The organism is Nonlabens antarcticus (assembly GCF_015356755.1).
GTDB classification, from domain to species: Bacteria; Bacteroidota; Bacteroidia; order Flavobacteriales; family Flavobacteriaceae; genus Nonlabens; species Nonlabens antarcticus.
The window spans coordinates 107,608-125,212 of record NZ_JADFCO010000065.1; the positions used below are offsets into that span (position 1 = coordinate 107,608).

At 40.1% G+C, this 17,605-nt stretch carries 16 protein-coding genes; 5 read left to right on the plus strand and 11 right to left on the minus strand.

The window, feature by feature from the left end; all coding sequences use genetic code 11:
• Positions 1–212: 212 nt before the first annotated feature.
• A complete protein-coding gene (locus IQ282_RS08480; protein ID WP_194851435.1) occupies positions 213–980 on the minus strand; it encodes an enoyl-CoA hydratase/isomerase family protein in 768 nt (255 codons plus the stop codon).
• 310 nt (positions 981–1,290) lie between these two features.
• Positions 1,291–2,748: a sensor histidine kinase gene (locus IQ282_RS08485; protein ID WP_194851436.1), complete on the minus strand. Its 1,458-nt coding sequence runs from the start codon at positions 2,746–2,748 to the stop codon at positions 1,291–1,293.
• Positions 2,749–2,896: 148 nt separating this feature from the next.
• On the opposite strand from IQ282_RS08485, the gene IQ282_RS08490 reads away from it, so the two are divergent.
• Positions 2,897–3,994, plus strand: coding sequence for an aldo/keto reductase (locus tag IQ282_RS08490; protein ID WP_194851437.1), 1,098 nt, complete (start codon positions 2,897–2,899; stop codon positions 3,992–3,994).
• Between the two features lie 333 nt (positions 3,995–4,327).
• Here IQ282_RS08490 and IQ282_RS08495 read toward each other — a convergent pair whose 3' ends face one another.
• The 3 genes from IQ282_RS08495 to IQ282_RS14985 form a co-directional block, all read right to left on the minus strand.
• Positions 4,328–5,332, minus strand: a complete 1,005-nt coding sequence (locus IQ282_RS08495; RefSeq protein ID WP_194851438.1) for an acyl-ACP desaturase — start codon at positions 5,330–5,332, stop codon at positions 4,328–4,330.
• 81 nt (positions 5,333–5,413) lie between these two features.
• Positions 5,414–6,157, minus strand: coding sequence for a lysophospholipid acyltransferase family protein (locus IQ282_RS08500; RefSeq protein WP_194851439.1), 744 nt, complete (start codon positions 6,155–6,157; stop codon positions 5,414–5,416).
• A gap of 725 nt (positions 6,158–6,882) precedes the next feature.
• Positions 6,883–10,476, minus strand: a complete 3,594-nt coding sequence (locus tag IQ282_RS14985) for a leucine--tRNA ligase (protein WP_228547275.1) — start codon at positions 10,474–10,476, stop codon at positions 6,883–6,885.
• A gap of 125 nt (positions 10,477–10,601) precedes the next feature.
• On the opposite strand from IQ282_RS14985, the gene IQ282_RS08520 reads away from it, so the two are divergent.
• From IQ282_RS08520 to truB, 4 genes are all read left to right on the plus strand, one after another.
• A complete protein-coding gene (locus tag IQ282_RS08520; protein WP_194851440.1) occupies positions 10,602–11,480 on the plus strand; it encodes a cell division protein FtsX in 879 nt (292 codons plus the stop codon).
• A gap of 235 nt (positions 11,481–11,715) precedes the next feature.
• Positions 11,716–12,000 carry a DUF3098 domain-containing protein gene (locus IQ282_RS08525; protein WP_194851441.1) on the plus strand — a complete coding sequence of 95 codons (285 nt, stop codon included), beginning with the start codon at positions 11,716–11,718 and terminating at the stop codon, positions 11,998–12,000.
• Positions 12,000–12,797: an undecaprenyl-diphosphate phosphatase gene (locus tag IQ282_RS08530; protein ID WP_194851442.1), complete on the plus strand. Its 798-nt coding sequence runs from the start codon at positions 12,000–12,002 to the stop codon at positions 12,795–12,797. The genes IQ282_RS08525 and IQ282_RS08530 overlap by 1 nt, the downstream gene beginning before the upstream one ends.
• Positions 12,798–12,826: 29 nt before the next feature.
• Positions 12,827–13,531, plus strand: a complete 705-nt coding sequence (gene truB, locus IQ282_RS08535; RefSeq protein WP_194851443.1) for a tRNA pseudouridine(55) synthase TruB — start codon at positions 12,827–12,829, stop codon at positions 13,529–13,531.
• 12 nt (positions 13,532–13,543) lie between these two features.
• Here truB and IQ282_RS08540 read toward each other — a convergent pair whose 3' ends face one another.
• The 6 genes from IQ282_RS08540 to IQ282_RS08565 all read right to left on the minus strand — a co-directional run bounded on the left by IQ282_RS08540 (position 13,544) and on the right by IQ282_RS08565 (position 17,598).
• Entirely contained in the window at positions 13,544–14,158 is a 615-nt protein-coding gene (locus IQ282_RS08540) for a thioredoxin family protein (RefSeq protein WP_194851444.1), read from the minus strand.
• 67 nt (positions 14,159–14,225) lie between these two features.
• Positions 14,226–14,624, minus strand: coding sequence for an alternative ribosome rescue aminoacyl-tRNA hydrolase ArfB (arfB, locus tag IQ282_RS08545; protein WP_194851445.1), 399 nt, complete (start codon positions 14,622–14,624; stop codon positions 14,226–14,228).
• Positions 14,625–16,175, minus strand: a complete 1,551-nt coding sequence (locus IQ282_RS08550) for a DUF4301 family protein (RefSeq protein ID WP_194851446.1) — start codon at positions 16,173–16,175, stop codon at positions 14,625–14,627.
• Entirely contained in the window at positions 16,175–16,729 is a 555-nt protein-coding gene (locus IQ282_RS08555; RefSeq protein ID WP_194851447.1) for an AAA family ATPase, read from the minus strand. Before IQ282_RS08555 ends, IQ282_RS08550 begins: the two co-directional genes overlap by 1 nt.
• Complete coding sequence (pnuC, locus tag IQ282_RS08560) at positions 16,690–17,337, minus strand: nicotinamide riboside transporter PnuC (RefSeq protein WP_194851448.1); 648 nt, start codon at positions 17,335–17,337, stop codon at positions 16,690–16,692. The genes IQ282_RS08555 and pnuC overlap by 40 nt, the downstream gene beginning before the upstream one ends.
• Positions 17,338–17,598: a thiamine-binding protein gene (locus IQ282_RS08565; protein ID WP_194851449.1), complete on the minus strand. Its 261-nt coding sequence runs from the start codon at positions 17,596–17,598 to the stop codon at positions 17,338–17,340.
• Between the last annotated feature and the right edge of the window lie 7 nt (positions 17,599–17,605).

A 17,605-nucleotide genomic window follows, 5' to 3' on the forward strand; every position in this document is an offset into this window, starting at 1 on the left:
CCACATCGTGAGTTAAATGAATAATTGATAACTCCATTTTTCGCGAAAGCGATATTAGATTTCATCAATAGCTGATTGCGACTGAGACTTTCGCTTGAAATATCTTATAAGATAAAAAACCAAGACACCAAAGCCGATTACAGCGAAGGATAATAAAATGAGAAGTGCAATCGACCAAATTCCAGGCATTGATTTGTATTTTAAAATTTAAATTAAAACTCTGCTTTACGCTTTTCTAAAAAGGCGGTGGTTCCCTCAATAAATTCCTCGGTTCCAAAACAGCTTCCGAAATTATCGATCTCTACCTGGTAACCATCGGTGCCATCCATATATCCAGCATTAACCGCATCAATCGCTGCGGCAATCGCCATAGGACTGTTCTTTATAATTTTATGGGCTAGCTCCTCACAAGTAGGAATCAACTCTTCTAAAGTCACCACGTGGTTAACAAGTCCATAGGAATGTGCTGTTCCAGCATTGATCATTCCTGCCGTCATAATCATTTCCATCGCACGACCTTTACCTACCAATTGCGGCAAACGCTGCGTTCCCCCATATCCCGGGATCACGCCCAAAGATGTTTCTGGTAAACCCAATCTGGCATTATCACTTGCTACTCTAAAATGCGCTGCCATGGCAAGTTCAAGACCGCCACCCAACGCAAAACCATTAATGGCTGCTATGACTGGTTTTGAACAATTTTCAATGACATCAAAAAGCTCGGCTTGTCCTTTACCAGCCAATTTCTTTCCTTCTGTTTCGTCAAAGTCGGCAAACTCAGAAATGTCTGCTCCTGCAACAAAAGCTTTCTCTCCAGAACCTGTGATGATAACCACACGAACACCTTCATCTTCCTCTAAGTCTGCAAAGGCAGTCCCTAATTCTTCTATCGTTTCTTTATTTAAGGCATTGAGCTTATTAGGTCTATTTATAGTTATGGTGGCGATTTGGTTTTCGGTAGCTATAAGTATGTTGTTCATGAGATAAGTTTAGAGTCTTTTTGGTTCAATGTTCAATGTTCAATGTTCAATGTTTAATGTTCAATGTCTAAAGAAAATGATTCTTGTTGCAAAAACAGGTTAATACAACCTAAAGATATGCAGAGAGCGTTAACAACGAAAGTTTATACTAACAATTAGTAGTAAGAACCTGTGCAATAGCTATTCAGAGAATGAGAATGAGAACTCCTTTGCTAAATTGAACCAAAACAGCCAAAATAAATGGGTCTATGAGACCTGGACAAGATTAAAACCCAGGCAAATCTGAACCTTCTGTATACTTATACGTTTATCATTTACTCCTAGGCAAACTAACGGTAAAGGTTGCCCCTTCTCCATAAACGGTTTTCATAGAAATGGTTCCGTTGAAATTTTCTACAATTTGTTTTACCATCGCAAGTCCAAGACCCATACCACTATTTTTAGTAGTGAATTTGGGTTCAAATATTTTGTATTCGTTATCTGGATGCACACCCATCCCGTTGTCTTCCACAGATAGGAAAATTTGATTCTCATTATGAGTCACGCAAACGTGAATTATTGATTCCCGATCAGGATGTCCCGCTTGCATTGCGTTTTTCACGAGATTAGTGACCACTCTTATCAATTGTGTCCTGTCAAATATGGCACACAAATCGGTCGAATCCTCGCTGTAATGAATGTCAGAATCAATGAAGATGTCCAGCGCTAGCTGTGTAATTTTTGGAACATTCGTCTGCTCTGTTTTTTGAGCTGGCATGGTGGCATAGGTAGAGAATGCTCCAGCGATATTGCTCATAACATCGATTTGCTCGATAAGTGAATTTGAGTACTCAGCTAGTTTTGCAGTAGCTTCAGGATCTTCAGGGTCAAAACGGCGTTGAAAACTTTGAACCGTTAAACGCATGGGCGTTAGGGGGTTCTTAATCTCGTGCGCGACCTGTTTGGCCATTTCTCTCCAGGCTTGCTCTCGTTCACTCGTCGCTAGTTTGACCGCGCTTTCCTCCAGCTCATCCACCATATCGTTGTAGGATTCTACTAGAGTGTTGATCTCTTCAGATCCAGTAACATCAACGTGAATCTTCTGGTTACGTTTTGAAATGCTTAGCTTCTTGATTTTATCACTGATTTCCCGTATCGATTTTGTGATGTATCTAGATAAAAGATAAGCGATCAAAATTGAAAACATGAACATTAGAATATACACGATTCCTATACGGTAAAGAAACTCTGTAAGCTCATAATCTATGAAGTCATCGTTCTCAAGATAAGGCAAATGAATAATTGCAATATTTTTAAAACGGTCGTCTTTTAAGTAGGTATAACTAGATCTAAAAGTCAGGCCTTCCTCACTAAATTGATAGACATACCTACCTTCATCAGCATTTCTAAGGTTGTATAACGTGAGAGAGTCCAATTGCATTTTCATGTCTCCCGAAACAAAATTTCTATCAGAAGTCTTGATCAAATGTCCGCGCAGATCGTAGATAATAACTGGCATTTTGTGAACATCGCTAATCTCTGAAATTACCGGGTCAAAAATAAAGGGCAGATTATCCGTTGTATTTGACCAGTCTGTTTTTTCTAGGGTATATCTAAGACTCTCAAGGATCGCTTCCTCCTTGCGCTGCAAACGTTTATTGTGGTAATCCTTGCCTTGTTCTGTATATTGATAAATCGACATTCCTGCAATAAGCACACTGGAAATAAGCGTCAATAGGATCATGGAGAAAAAAATCCGGTTACGCAGGCTGTTTCTGTACAATTTCATAGCCATCAAAGTAACAATTATTGCGCCACTCCTATGCTGGAAATTGTTTAGGAATTTTAAGATGAGTTTAATTTCGCTTTCGCGAAAGCGAACTAACTTACCATTAGACTGACATAAGAGTCTACTTTTAACAACAAATACTTTAAACATGGCGCTGGACACATATTACACATTAGGAAACACTGGATTGCGAGTAAGCAGGCTGGCACTAGGAACAATGACCTTTGGGACAGAATGGGGATGGGGAATTGAAAAGAAAGACAGTGCTAAAATCTTTGATTGCTACCTAGAAAACGGCGGTAATTTTGTGGACACAGCAGATATGTACACCGGTGGAACCAGCGAGAAATTTATAGGCGATTTCATGAAAGAACGGAAGAATAGAGAATCCATCGTTCTGGCCACAAAATTTACATTCAACAACACAGAAGAAAAATTTATCAATGGTGGCGGGAATTCCCGTAAAAACATCAGACGCACTCTGGAAGAGTCACTTAAACGTCTTCAAACAGATTACATCGACCTTTATATAATGCACTGCTGGGATCGCATGACACCTGTAGAAGAAGTAATGCGAACTTTAAACGACCTCGTTACAGAAGGAAAAATTCTTCATTACGCTTTTTCTAATGTTCCCGCCTGGTATGCTAGTAAAGCTCAAACTATTGCGAGATATAATAACTATGAACCTATTTGCGCATTGCAACTAGAATACTCATTGATACAGCGTACGATTGAAAATGAATTTATCGATTTGACTCAGGATATGAATGCTGGTATAATGGCGTGGTCACCGCTAGGCGGCGGTTTGCTTTCTGGGAAATACAAGCCCGGGATCGATGGCCAAAAAGACGTGCAAGGACGCTTGAAACAAATTACCGATAATGGCGGCGAGGTAAGTTCTAAAGACAACGAGCGCAACTGGAATATCGTCAAAACACTCCACGAGGTAAGTGAAGAAATCAACCAGCCCATGGCAAGCGTTGCCATCAACTGGATCGCAAGTCAGCCTAGTGTAGCAACCGTCCTTGTGGGCGCGACTAAACTATCTCAAATCAAAGAGAATATGAGCGCACTTGAGTTCACCATTCCTGCAGAATCCATGGAAAAATTAAAGGCTGCCAGCGCACCAGTTATTTCTTATCCCTATACATTCTTTGAGCCTAAAACACTGGGCCGTATTTATCCCGGGACTAAAGTAGGGTTAAAGCCAGATAATTACTGGAAGGAACTACGGATAGGTTAAAGTACAATTATGAGTTATCTATTTGATAATTATCACAGCAACCCTTAATCCCTAATGGGTAAAGACTATGTTTCTTAAAAAGTTTGCTAATTGATTTATGGTTATCAGTTTCCCATATAATACCATAAACTACAGCAGTAGACTGACCCTCTCAATAGAAGTTCAAACTAGTAATACCTTTATAAATCAGACAATTTGATATTTTATAAATAGAAAAAACCTCTCAAAGCTGTGCCTTGAGAGGTTTTTTTAAAGTCAATTGTCGATTATAACTAAAAGTAGTAATCGATCATCAAAATTATAGAATTCTAACCATCAACTACAACTTAAATATCATCCACCAACCAAAGCTGGTTGCACCCATTTAAAAGTATGGGATTCTGCTGGAATTTTCATGCGTTGTGCAACGCGTTCCATACGAGCTGGTAACTTCATCAAGTAATCACGAGCTTTTTCTGCTTCATCCGTGAGGTTGTTGATGTTTGCAATATCCCAAGTCTCGTTCAAACTGCGTAAAATATCGATATAATCTTGTGCAGTATAAACGCCTATGCGCTGTGCACTGTTTGAAAAATCTTCAAATGCTGCTCCTATCGTCTGTCCAGATTCTCTCAAAAAATGTGCAGGCATCACGATTTTGTGAACCATCATTTCTTTAAAGGCAATCATCATATTGCTAGGATCCACTTTAAAGATCTCATCGACAAATGTTGAATATGCTTTGTGGTGACGCATTTCATCTCCAGAAATAATACGACACATGCGCGATAGCGTTGTGCTGCCGTACTCACGAGCCATTTTGGCAACACGGTTGTGGGAAATGTAAGTCGCTAGTTCCTGAAAACTGGTGTACACAAAGTTTTTATAAGGATCACGATCTGTTCCTATATCAAAACCGTCAGCAATCAGGTGTTGAGTAGTAACCTCAACCTCACGCATATTTACACGGCCAGAAAGGTATAAATACTTGTTCAAAACGTCACCGTGGCGGTTCTCTTCAGATGTCCACTGGCGTACCCATTTTGACCAGGCGTTGCCTTTTCCTTCCATTTGATTCACTCCTTCTACATCCATTAACCAGGATTCGTAAGTTGGTAGTGCTTCCTCTGTGATCGTATCTCCTACAAGCGTTACCCAGAAATCGTACGGTAATTCCTTAGCCAGTTCGCGCAATTCCTTCAATTTATCAAAGAAACCATCAACGGTAGAATCTGGTAAGAAATCCGTAGGCTGCCATATTTTTTCCACGGGAATCAAGAACTTGTCCATGAAGGACTCGACCTTTGATTCCAAGGATTGCATAACCTCGATTCGGATATTTTTAAGGGGTTTTATCATTAGTTAAATTAATTTATTAAATATAAGGTTTTCAGCCGAGTACGCTTTCGCGAAAGCGAAAACATTAACAATCTCATTGCATTAAACGGCAGTTGATGTTATACTGTTATGCACCACAGATTGTGCCGCTTGTATGATATCGACGGGATCTTTTCCTGCGATGGGCATAGGTTCATGAATCGTGAGGCTTATATGGTTGCCCATTCCATAGGGAAACTTGCCATAACGATCCACTTTCCAGCTGTTATTCACTGTCACGGGAACTACCACCGCGTCTGGTACATGTTTAAAAATTGTTTGTAATCCACGCACTTGAAAAGGTTTAGGAACGCCGGTTCTACTGCGAGTTCCCTCTGCAAAAATGACAACACTGCGGTGTTTTTCTTCGACATTTTTGGCAAAACTTGAAAGTGCCACAATAGCTTCTTTAGGGTTTTTGCGATCAATGGCGCAATTCTCGCCTATTCTCAAGTTCAAAGAGATGCTAGGGATACCTTTAGCCAGCTCTTTTTTAGCCACAAATTTTGGATAATATCTTCTTAGAAAATAGATTAACGGTGGTATGTCAAACATGCTTTGGTGGTTGCTCACAAAAATATAAGATGGACCCACCGGTAATTCTTCCTTGAAACTAACAGAAAATCTATTGAACAACACCAATTGCGTGCCCATCAAAAACCAATTTAATGCCGACACACTTTTCTGATGCAGGTCATGGCCTCCTATCCAGTGACAAATCATCTGGATGGGATGAAAAATCAGCAATACTAAAAAAAACAAAATCAGCTGCAAAACCGATAGAGGATAAGAAAGGATTTTCTGCATCGTGCAAAGATAGTTTTTGCCGTGATGCGGTCATACGTTGTAAGCGGTAATCAATATGCATGCATAGCATTTTGAACTAGCGGTTCTCAAATTGCCGATTATTGGTTAAAATTTTAAAAACTCCTTTCCCAGAAATTCAAATAATAATTTGACAGAAGCATCTGTACAACAACACAACTCTCAAAATAATAAAACCCCAAAAACTCCTTTCCTAAAAAGAGGAAAGGTCGATTCAAGGCGATAGCAGTGAAAATGGATAGGTTGAAGTTCCACAACATTTGAATGAATTCCAGAACTAGAAACAAGCTTAATTGCAACTTCAACCACTCCTGATTGCATCACCGTAAACGGCGAAGCCAATCTGTCCTCCCCTGTTTCTAGGCGAGGAGCCGTTGATATAGTCCTATTATGATTTGGAATAAACACTACTTGAAACAACAAAACTCTCAAAATACTAAAACCTAAAAATTCCTTTCCTAGAAACAGGAAACGTGAATTCATGGCGATAGCAGTGAAAACGGATAGGCTGAAGTTCCACAACATTTGAATGAATTCCAGAACTAGAAATAAGCTTAATTGCAACTTCAACTAATCCGTATTGTTTTACTGTACAAGGCAACAATCTGTCTTCGCCTATTTTAGTAATGACCGGAAATCGTTTTATAGTTGGTTTTCATAAGGGTAGGCTTAAGCCTACCCTTATGAAAAAGGCGCGTTACTTTGACCTACCCTACCACAAAATTCACAATTTTACCGGGAACAATAATCGTTTTACGGACTACTTTTCCTTCCAATTGCTCTTGAACTTTATCGTTCTCCAAAACCATTTTTTCCAACTCATCTTTAGAAACATCAGTTGGTAAATCAAGCGTGAATTTCATTTTTCCATTGAAAGAAATTGGATAAGTTTTGCTGCTTTCTACCATGTGTTTTTCTTCAAATACTGGGAATGCCGCAGTACTGATGGATTCTTTGTGTCCTAATAAAGACCACAGCTCTTCTGCGATATGTGGCGCATATGGAGAAACCAGAACTGCCAGTGGTTCCAAAACCTCGCGGTTGTTGCATTTTTGAGCGGTCAGTTCATTGACGGCGATCATAAAACTGCTCACGCTGGTATTAAATGAGAAATCCTCAATATCCTGACGTACTTTTTTAATTGTTTTATGCAAGGTCTTCATGCTGTCTGGCGATGCTTTTTCATCGCTCACATTAAAACCATTGTCATCATGATACAGCTTCCACAGCTTTTTCATGAATCCGTAAACTCCTGTGATTCCAGCCGTATTCCATGGCTTTGCCTGCTCCAGCGGACCTAGAAACATCTCGTATAACCTCAAGGTGTCTGCCCCATATTGATCACAGATATCGTCTGGATTTACGACGTTGTATTTAGACTTGGACATTTTTTCTACTTCGCGGGAGACTTTGAATGTACGATCTTGTTCAGTGATAAAATCAGAGTCCGCAAAATCAGCTCTCCATTTTTTAAATTCAGAAATATTTAAATTATTGTGGACATCAACAATAGATACGTCTGAATGAATTTTCATATCGCCAATGGACAGAATATTTGGATCAATTAAAGAATCATCAATAGAGTCGACGAAGTTTTTTAAATTTTCAAAGCTCCATTCGTTATTTAGTTCCACAACAGTTGGTAAATCATGGAAATTCTTTTCGTAAAACTCTGAACTAATGAATAGATCTGGGAATCTATCATTGAGTTCTTCCAAGTGCTTTATTTGGTTTTTAGTGTAATTTCTAAACTTATCTCCAGCAGTAACAGGAAACATCATCGTTACTTTATGGACAAAAGCACTTTCCCCCAAAATCATCCCTTGATTGATCATCTTTTGGAACGGCTCGATAACAGTGATTTTGCCCAAATCATGCAGCAACTTTATCCAAAATCTACTGTACAACAAGTGACCCGTTGCGTGCTCGCTTCCTCCTATATATAGATCGACGTTCTGCCAGTATTCTTGCGCTTCGCTGGAGAAGATTTCTGTTTCATTATTGGCATCCATGTATCTGAACATATACCAAGAACTTCCTGCCCAGCCAGGCATAGTGTTGAGTTCTAGTGGGTAGATTTCATTCTGATCGCCAACCCATCCTAAATCCTTCCCAAAAGGAAGGACTTCATTTTTTCCAGGGAAAAAATTAGGACGTTGTTCTAATGCTTCGGTGATTTTCTTTAAAACTGATTCAAGTGAGTTTGTGATTTGTTCATTTGTAAATCTTAAAACTTTGTACCCTAGCTTTTGCTCCAGCTTATGAGTTCGAGCGTCATCTTTATCAATTTGAAACTCGTGATATTTTCCATCAACCTCAACAATTAACTTTCTGGTAAGGCAAACAAAATCAGGGATAAATTCGCCTATCGGGTGTTGCTGTCTGAATTTATACTCTAGTTTTTTTCCTTTTAATTCTTTCCATAAAGTCACTTCTGCATCCGTTGGATTTTTACGCATTTCTTGAGCTCGCTCCAGCAATGTAGAGGCGATCTCAGGCTTAGCCGTAAAATAACCTAAAGCGGACTTCTCCTCAGTTTCCGAAAAACTAGCTTTTTCTGAAGAAGAAGAAGTTCCCTTCCCTTTGGGAAGGGCTAGGGATGGGTTGGCCACAACTTTATTATTCACCGCATCCCAATACCATTCCTTAGCCCTTCCCAACGGCGGCGCGCCATCCTCAGTCGGCAAATATTCATCTACTTCTGGAAGCTCCAGCGGTAAATACTTACGATCAATCATTTGTGGCAAACCGTCCTTATAGTAAACCGGGAATGGTTCGCCCCAATAACGTTGTCTAGAGAAAACGGCATCGCGCAGGCGATAATTTGTTTTTCCTTTTCCTGCGCCTGTTTCTTCGAGCTTTTCAATGGCAGCTGCCATGGCGCCAGATTTGTAGCTCAACCCGTTGAGGAACTCGCTGTTGGTTAATTTTGTATCGTCTTTTGCTGCGTAGGCCTCTTCGCTTATATCGATGCCTTCAAAAATATTCTTGATTTCTGGCATTCCGTTTTTTTCTGCAAAATGGTTTGCAAAAGCATGGTCGCGTTCATCGCCGCAGGGAACGGCCATGACGGCGCCAGTTCCGTAGCCCGCAAGTACATAATCGCCTATCCAGATTGGGATCTTTTCGTCGCTTAATGGATGCGTGGCGTAGGCTCCCGTAAACACTCCAGAGATCGTTTTGACATCTGCCATGCGCTCGCGTTCTGATCTTGCAGATGTTGCTTTTTTATAGGCCTCTACGGCCTGTTTTTGCTCTGCGGTTGTGATGATGTCGACCAACTCGTGCTCTGGTGCAAGCGTCATGAAGGTGACACCATAGATGGTGTCTGGTCTGGTGGTAAAGACATCGATTTTAAGATCTTTCTGAATAGCATCAGCCCCATTGCCTGCGGCATTTCCCCAAAGGGGAAAATTTCCATCAAGTTTAAATGACACCATCGATCCTATCGACTTCCCGATCCAGTTGCGCTGAATTTCTTTGATGGATTCACTCCAATCGAGATCTTCCAAATCGTTCAATAAGCGGTCTGCAAATGCGCTTATCCGCATCATCCACTGGCGCATTTTTTTGCGCACGACTGGATGGCCGCCGCGTTCTGAAACGCCGTTGACGATCTCGTCGTTTGCGAGTACAGTTCCCAACGCTGGACACCAGTTCACTTCAGTATTTGCTAAAAATGTCAACCGGTAATCGAGTAATATTTCCTGCTTTTCGTTTTCCGTAAAAGCGTTCCATTGTGCCGCGTTGAACTGTTGTAAATCTTCTGTAGTTGCAGCATTGATGGAGGTTGTTCCGCTTTCGCGAAAGCAAAATTCCAGCTCACTTATAGGACGTGCTTTATTTGCAATATTATCATACCAACTGTCAAAAAGCAGGATAAAAATCTCTTGTGTGTATTTATAATAATCGGGTGACGACGTGCGCACTTCCCGCGACCAGTCAAAGCTAAAACCGATGCGATCCATCTGCTCCCGGTATCGCGCAATGTTATCTTTTGTAGTGATCGCTGGATGTTGACCCGTCTGAATGGCGTACTGCTCTGCCGGTAACCCAAAGCTGTCGTAGCCCATGGGATGCAATACATTGAAACCGGTGTGGCGTTTGTATCGACTCACGATATCACTAGCAATATATCCTAGCGGATGACCCACATGAAGCCCGGCACCACTAGGATACGGAAACATATCGAGCGCATAAAACTTAGGTTTATCAGAATGATTCTGGGCATGGAAAGTGCCATTATCTTTCCAGTGCTTTTGCCATTTCGCTTCAATTTCCTTGTGATCGTACAGTAACATGTGGTCGTAATTAAGGGCACAAAAATAGGCTGTTTGCAACAAGTAAGAAACTTATGGCGTTGTAAACCCAGACAGCTCTGGAACTTTGTTATTTTTGCTCTCTTAATCCCTTGCAACTGCAATTTATGGCATCTTCTTCTTCTTATCAGAAACGCCGCGTGTTTAGCTCCTATTTTTGGGTAGTGATCAGTGTATTTTTGGTTTTATTTATGCTGGGACTTCAGGGGTTTTTCCTCCTTAATAGTCAGAAATTAGCTGATTACTTCCGCGAGCAGGTTCCTATGTCGATTTATTTTAAGGATACCGCTAAGGATATTGAAATGCAGCAATTAGAGAAATCGCTACAAATGGCGGATTATACTAAAAGCGCTATTTTTGTAAGCAGCGAGGAAGGTGCTAAAAAAACCATTGAAGATCTGGGTGAAGATTTCGTTGCTAAACTAGACGGCTTTAACCCGATCCCCAACTCCATCGACGTGCGTTTGAATGCACAGTTTGTGGATGATAGCCAGATCCAGCAGATTGCTGATGATCTTGCGGCCAAGGATTTTGTTCAAGAAGTGAGTTATGACAAACCGCTGGTTTCCCTATTGAATGAGAACGTAAAACGCATCTCTTTCTGGATGTTGATCGTTAGCGGAGTGTTTATTTTTATCGCGTTCCTCCTGATCAACAGCTCCATCAGATTATCAATTTACGCCAAACGTTTTACCATTAAAACCATGCAAATGGTAGGTGCCACAAAAGGATTTATACGCATGCCGTTTATTTTGACCAGTATTAAACTGGGCGTCATCGGTGCTTTATTAGCCCTAGTGGCATTGGGCGGTGTAGTGTACTGGATGGATGGCTATGTTCCAGAATTGGAGATTTTGCAAAATTATAAAATGCTCGCGATTTTGTTTGTGGGCGTTTTGGTTTTTGGGGTATTGATCAGTCTAGTGAGTACGTTTTTTGCAACGACGAGATATTTGAATTTGAGAACGGATCAGCTGTACTATTAGGTATGAGGTATGAGGTATGAGGTATGAGGTATGAGGTATGAGGTATGAGGTATGAGGTAAATTTCAAAAATTATTGGGAACCAACCTCATAAAATGATCAATGATATTGATGCGTTTTTCCCCTTTGGGGAAATGTCCGCAGGACAATGGGGCTTTTTGTCGCTAAAGAGATTTTGAATTATAACATGCAATAAAATAGTTCTAATGTTTAGGACTTAGATCATATAGCAAAATTATGAGCAAATCAATTAAAAAGAACGAACCTGTAAAAAATACGGAGCCCGATTATGTGCAGCCGGTTTTTGGGTTTGTGTTTAAGAAGAAGAATTATATGTGGATGATTATAGGTCTGGTGGTAATTGCGCTAGGTTTTATTTTCATGGCAGGTGGCGGTAGCGATGATCCCAATGTGTTCAATCCAGAAATTTTCTCATGGACGCGGATACGTTTAGCGCCTGCGCTGGTGATCATTGGTTTTGGAATTCAAGTATATGCGATTCTTTTAGATCCGGATAAGTAATGGAGGTAATTGATGCACTAATCCTGGGCGTAATACAGGGATTAACAGAATTCCTGCCGGTTTCTTCCAGCGGGCATTTAGAATTAGGCAAGGCAATTCTGGGCGACCAGATGGTGCCAGACGAAAGTTTAATGTTCACCGTGGTGCTGCACTTTGCCACCGCGTTGAGCACCATCGTTGTTTTTAGAAAAGACATATTTGAATTATTAAAAGGACTCTTCTCTTTTAAATGGAATGAGGAAACTCAGTTTTCGTTAAAGATTATATTATCAATGATTCCCGCCGTATTTGTAGGGTTGATGTTTGAAGAAGAGTTGGAGTCTTTATTTGGCGGTAGTGTGTTATTAGTCGGTTTCATGCTTATTGTCACTGGTTTATTATTATTTCTCGCTGGCCGGGCAAAACATACTGGTAAATCAGTGACCTGGAAAGATGCCGTAATTATAGGCATTGCTCAAGCGATTGCCATATTACCGGGTATTTCTAGGAGTGGTGCTACTATATCGACATCTGTAATGTTAGGGAATGACCGTACAAAAGCGGCTCGGTTTTCTTTTTTAATGGTGGTGCCATTGATTATAGGAAAAATTGCCAAGGATGTTATGAGTGGCGATCTGAGCATGGAAGTTAGCAATAGCTTGCCATTAATCGTCGGTTTTATAGCGGCGTTCATTACCGGACTGGTGGCTTGTACCTGGATGATCTCACTTGTTAAAAAAGCAAAGTTACATTACTTTTCTTATTACTGTTTTGCAGTAGGAATAGTGGCGATTATTGCTGGAAGTATGGCGCTATAATATCTTTATCATCAATTGAAACTCTACTATTGAATTCCAAATCTCCAGACAACCCCTACAGCAACGGCAACGTCCTACTCTTCGACAAACCATTAAACTGGACCTCGTTTCAACTGGTCAATAAAGTACGCTGGATGATCAAGCAGCGCTATGGTTTGAAAAAGATTAAGGTAGGTCATGCTGGCACGCTCGACCCGCTTGCTACTGGTTTGTTGATTATCTGTACCGGGAAAGAGACTAAGAACATAACTACCTATCAAGCTCAAGAAAAGGAATACACGGGAACCATAACTTTAGGCGCTACAACGCCCAGCTTTGACCTGGAAACAGAAATCGATCAAACCTTTCCTATCGACCAGCTCACTCCAAATTTATTAAAGGAAACTACTGCACAGTTCACTGGTGAAATTCAACAAAAACCACCCATTTACAGCGCCATCAAAAAAGACGGTAAACGTCTGTACGAGCTTGCAAGAGCTGGAGAAACTACAGAAATCGCGTTAAGAACGGTCACTGTAACCGACTTTGAATTGACTCGTATTGAATTACCTGAAGTGGATTTCAAAATAGATTGTTCCAAAGGAACTTACATCAGATCTATGGCTAACGATTATGGCGCGGCTTTAAACAACGGCGGTCATTTAAGTGCGTTGCGCAGAACAGCAATAGGGAATTATCGAGTTGAAAATGCTCTGGATATTGAAGAGTTTGAGGAAATACTTAACCAACAATAATTTCTTAAGGTCTTATGTTGTTGACAGAATAGATTTTAAAATCGCCATCAAATCCTGCTCGGTTCCCTTTCCTTTATCCTTATTATACCAGTTTTGCAGCTCTTGTTTAAATTCTGGTGAGAACATTCCTTTTTCTTCTTTTTCTTTTGCTACTATTTCAGTCGCTTCAGTAGGTCGCGGACCCCAATTAGCCACTGGTAAACCTGTAGTATTATCTACTAATATAAGTTTTGCAATAGATCTACCACCGTCCGTTAAGAATTGATCCATCAGATCTAGGTTTTCATCCCGCAACACAATCTTTAAATCAATCCCTCCAGCATGTGCCACCGCATTGATCATGGGTATCGTTTGCGCAGCATCACCACACCAACTTTCTGTGATGACAAGGAAATAGACATCTTTTTCAAAATTTCTCAAAAACTCCTCAGATTCTGGTAGAAGTTTTACGGTTTTATCCAGTCGCTTCATGCGCTGGTTATTCAACTTTGTATATTCTGCGAGGTCTGCTGATTGTTCAGCGCCAGAGTTGGTGCCATTTGCGGTGTGGGCTTCCACAAATGCTCGATATTGTTGGTAAGACATGCTATTGTCTACTGCAGCGCCGATAATTTCATTTAATTTCATAATACAAAGATAAGAGCATCATCCACTGCATGCTATTACATTTATCACAACTAATGGTACGTTTTTCTTAGGGCTTGAATCTGCGGTTTGCTTTCTTCTCGCTGTGTTTTTTATTATCATTCAAACGCTTTCTCTTGACAGATGCAGGAACTACTCGCTTCCGACGCACTTTTTTAGGGGTTGCACTTTTCTTAAGTAATTTGACCAATTTTGCAAAAGCCAGTTCCTTATTTTTAGCTTGGCTTCTGGATTCTTGGCAAGAGATTTTAAGTAAATTCTCTTTAGTTAATTGTCCTTGAAGAGCCTCTAATATTCTGGAATGTTCCCCTTTCGCGAAAGCGGTACTATTTTCAATATCAAACTCCAGCAAAACTTTTGTGGCTACTTTATTAGCATGTTGCCCGCCTGGCCCACTGCTTGCAACGGCTGTGTAACTCACTTCTTTATGTAGCTGCTCGATATCCATCTAGCTCTGGTGTGCAGGTTTGAGTAGATCGTTTACATTCTTGACCGGATTGAAAGTAATGAGCGGCACCTCAACAAAAATTGTATTCCAGTGCGCCATCGCACCGTTCCACAGTCCAGGAAGTTCTTGAGCTTTCAAATCGGTTCCCATTCTAGACTTGCGGGTTATAAATCCAGTTTCTAAATCGCGAAATTCAGTTAGGTCAAATTTATCCTTCTTATAATCTCGAACGCTACAAACCAGATCTACCGGATTGAAATGGGTGCAATTTGATGCGATCTTGCGCTGTCTGTGATTGTCCTGATCAACCTGTGCGCTCTCTACTATCTGAAGGCTCAACTGCCCTGTTTCATTAATCACCCAAAATGGCCCACCACCGGGTTCCCCCTCATTTTGTACCATTCCACAAACTCTAAATGGGCGATTCAACCTCTCTTTGATTGCTTGCAGTTGAAACTCCATTTTATATTTATGATAATCCAGCGGTAAAGTACTTTGTAGTTGGTCCTTTATGAATTCCTCCATTTCCCGCATCATATCACTCGATGGCGTTTCAATGTCTAGAAGCTTAAGGTAACTGAATGATTTTTCCTGCAAATCCAGTAGAATTCCCGCAAGCATTTTTTTATAGTCTCCTACCTCAACCTCAAAAGTAGAGACGGTGACATTATCAATATTTTTTATAAATATGAGATCTGCATTTAGTTCATTGAGGTTTTCTAGTAAAGCCCCATGGCCCGCAGGACGAAAGAATAACTCTCCGTTTTCATCAAGAATGGGCTGGTTCTTCATATCTACCGCTAGGGTATCAGTATGCGGTTGCTGGTGTGAAAAATTTATTTCAAAACGAGTTCCAGTCTTAAGTTCAACAATTTCCTGAATGCGTTTAAATTCTTGCTTAAAATCGTCCCTGAAATCTGGAGCAATCGTAAAATGAAGTTTGGCCTTGTTTTGCGAGGTCGCATAGCTTGATGCCTCATAAAGGTGTTCTTCAAAAGCAGTAGCAATATTTTCTGGATATTTATGAAAGGGCACTAAACCCTTAGGCATTGCCGTATAATTAAAGCCTTCCTTAAAAAGCATTTTGCGTACAAAGCGGACTTTCTGCTCCCGGTCAGAAAGTGATTTCCAATGGGCGTCCTCATTTTTTAATGCTTGCAATATCTCCTCATAAAACGGGAATTTGTCCAATCCTACAAAAAATGTAAACAGTTCCCTCGCCTTTTTTTTATTGACAAACGAATTAATAGAATCTACTACTGGATCAAATTGCTGCAGGAACTCATGTAAAAACTTGAACATTCTAGTAGCTGCACCGCTCGCAGGGACAAATTTGATAATATCAAGATTCTTCTTTTTTTCTTCATACAGATTAATGTAGAAACTTCTCTTATCATCGTTAACGGTTACAATCCCATCATCAATTACCGCAGCACGCTGTAATTTGACTACTGGAAAACCGTTTACAAACCTTTTAAGTTGTTCTTCCACGGTTGTGGTTGAGATTTGCTTTTCCCTTAGTTGTTGAAGTTGGGGTTCCGTAAAATTCATTATAATAATTTATCTATGGCTTTTACTGCATTTAAAAAACGCTGATGACCTAGTTGATTAATCAACACATAGGGTTGATTGAATTTTTTAAGTGTGTTCTCAAATCTATCAAATAACTCCTTACGATCGCCTGGTCGATCTCTTAAATCATCTGGCGACCACAAAGTGTCTATATCTTTAAGAAGATATAAATCACATTTTGAGGAACGAGCAGCATTCTCTAATTCCTGCGGAATTTTATTAAAGTAATACTGGCAATAGACATAGGTTTCTAATATATCTGTATCGCAAATCAATAGTTTATCGGCTTGAAGACTGGCTAGATTTTCTGCTTCACGCTGTCCTATAGCGATAGGAATAATATCTTGATATTCACAAATATGACCGTTGACATCAAATTTTTGTTGGAGATAATCACGAGCAAATTCGGGTACTTCTGGCACTTGATAATGCCTGGCAAGTTGATTTGCTAGGGTTGATTTACCGCTACTTTCTGGGCCATAAAGAACAATCCTTATGCCAGAGAAATCTGATTGTTCAGGTATTTTTTCCATTGTTTATATCCTACAAAGGCAATTATAGAGAGAAATATGTAAAGCACGGCAGTGAGACTAAACGCATTGTACATCTGGTCAATCTTGTAAAAATAAAGTGGCACTGATATGATATTCCCTACCATCAATACCAGCCAGTGTTCCAGCTTGCGACGTGCCATAAGCCACATTCCCGCAAAGAAAATCCCAGTAGTTAACATGTCAACGTAAGAAACCCAACTTTCTAATCTTTGCGTGGATTTATATAATATAAAAATAGCAACTCCAGTTGCCACAGCAATTCCTGTGGCGGTTACCCATTCCTTAAAGAGTGTTATGGTAATAGGTGCTTCCGTATTATTCTTCCCGTTTTTTAACCAGTAATACCAGCCATAAACACTCATTATAAAGTAATAACCATTGATTACCATATCACCTAAGAGATTCCACTGATACAACAAATAGACAAAAAGCAGAGTGCTTACAATTCCAAAAGGAAATACTAAAATGTTGTTGCGCAAAGAATAAAGGACACTAATTACAGACATCACTATAGCGGTAACTTCTAGAAGAACTTGGGTTGTAGAGTACTCGCTATACTGACCAAAAATAAAGTCCATCCACTCCATCTAGAAATGTGGTTTATAGTCGGCACGATTTGATTTGACAAGTTTCATATAGATGAGAACCGCATCTTGTTCTGACAAACTTTCTTCTATTGCATCAACTAAAAACGGCATCAAAGATGAATATGGACCATAAATCTGGGTAGAAAGAGGGTTTTCCATCACTTTAAAGGATGAAGCTCTTAGCACTTTTATAAAATTAATAATGTGCTGTTCAAAATCATCTTGCAACGGCGACATGGTTAATTCAATAGATACTTCCATAATATGG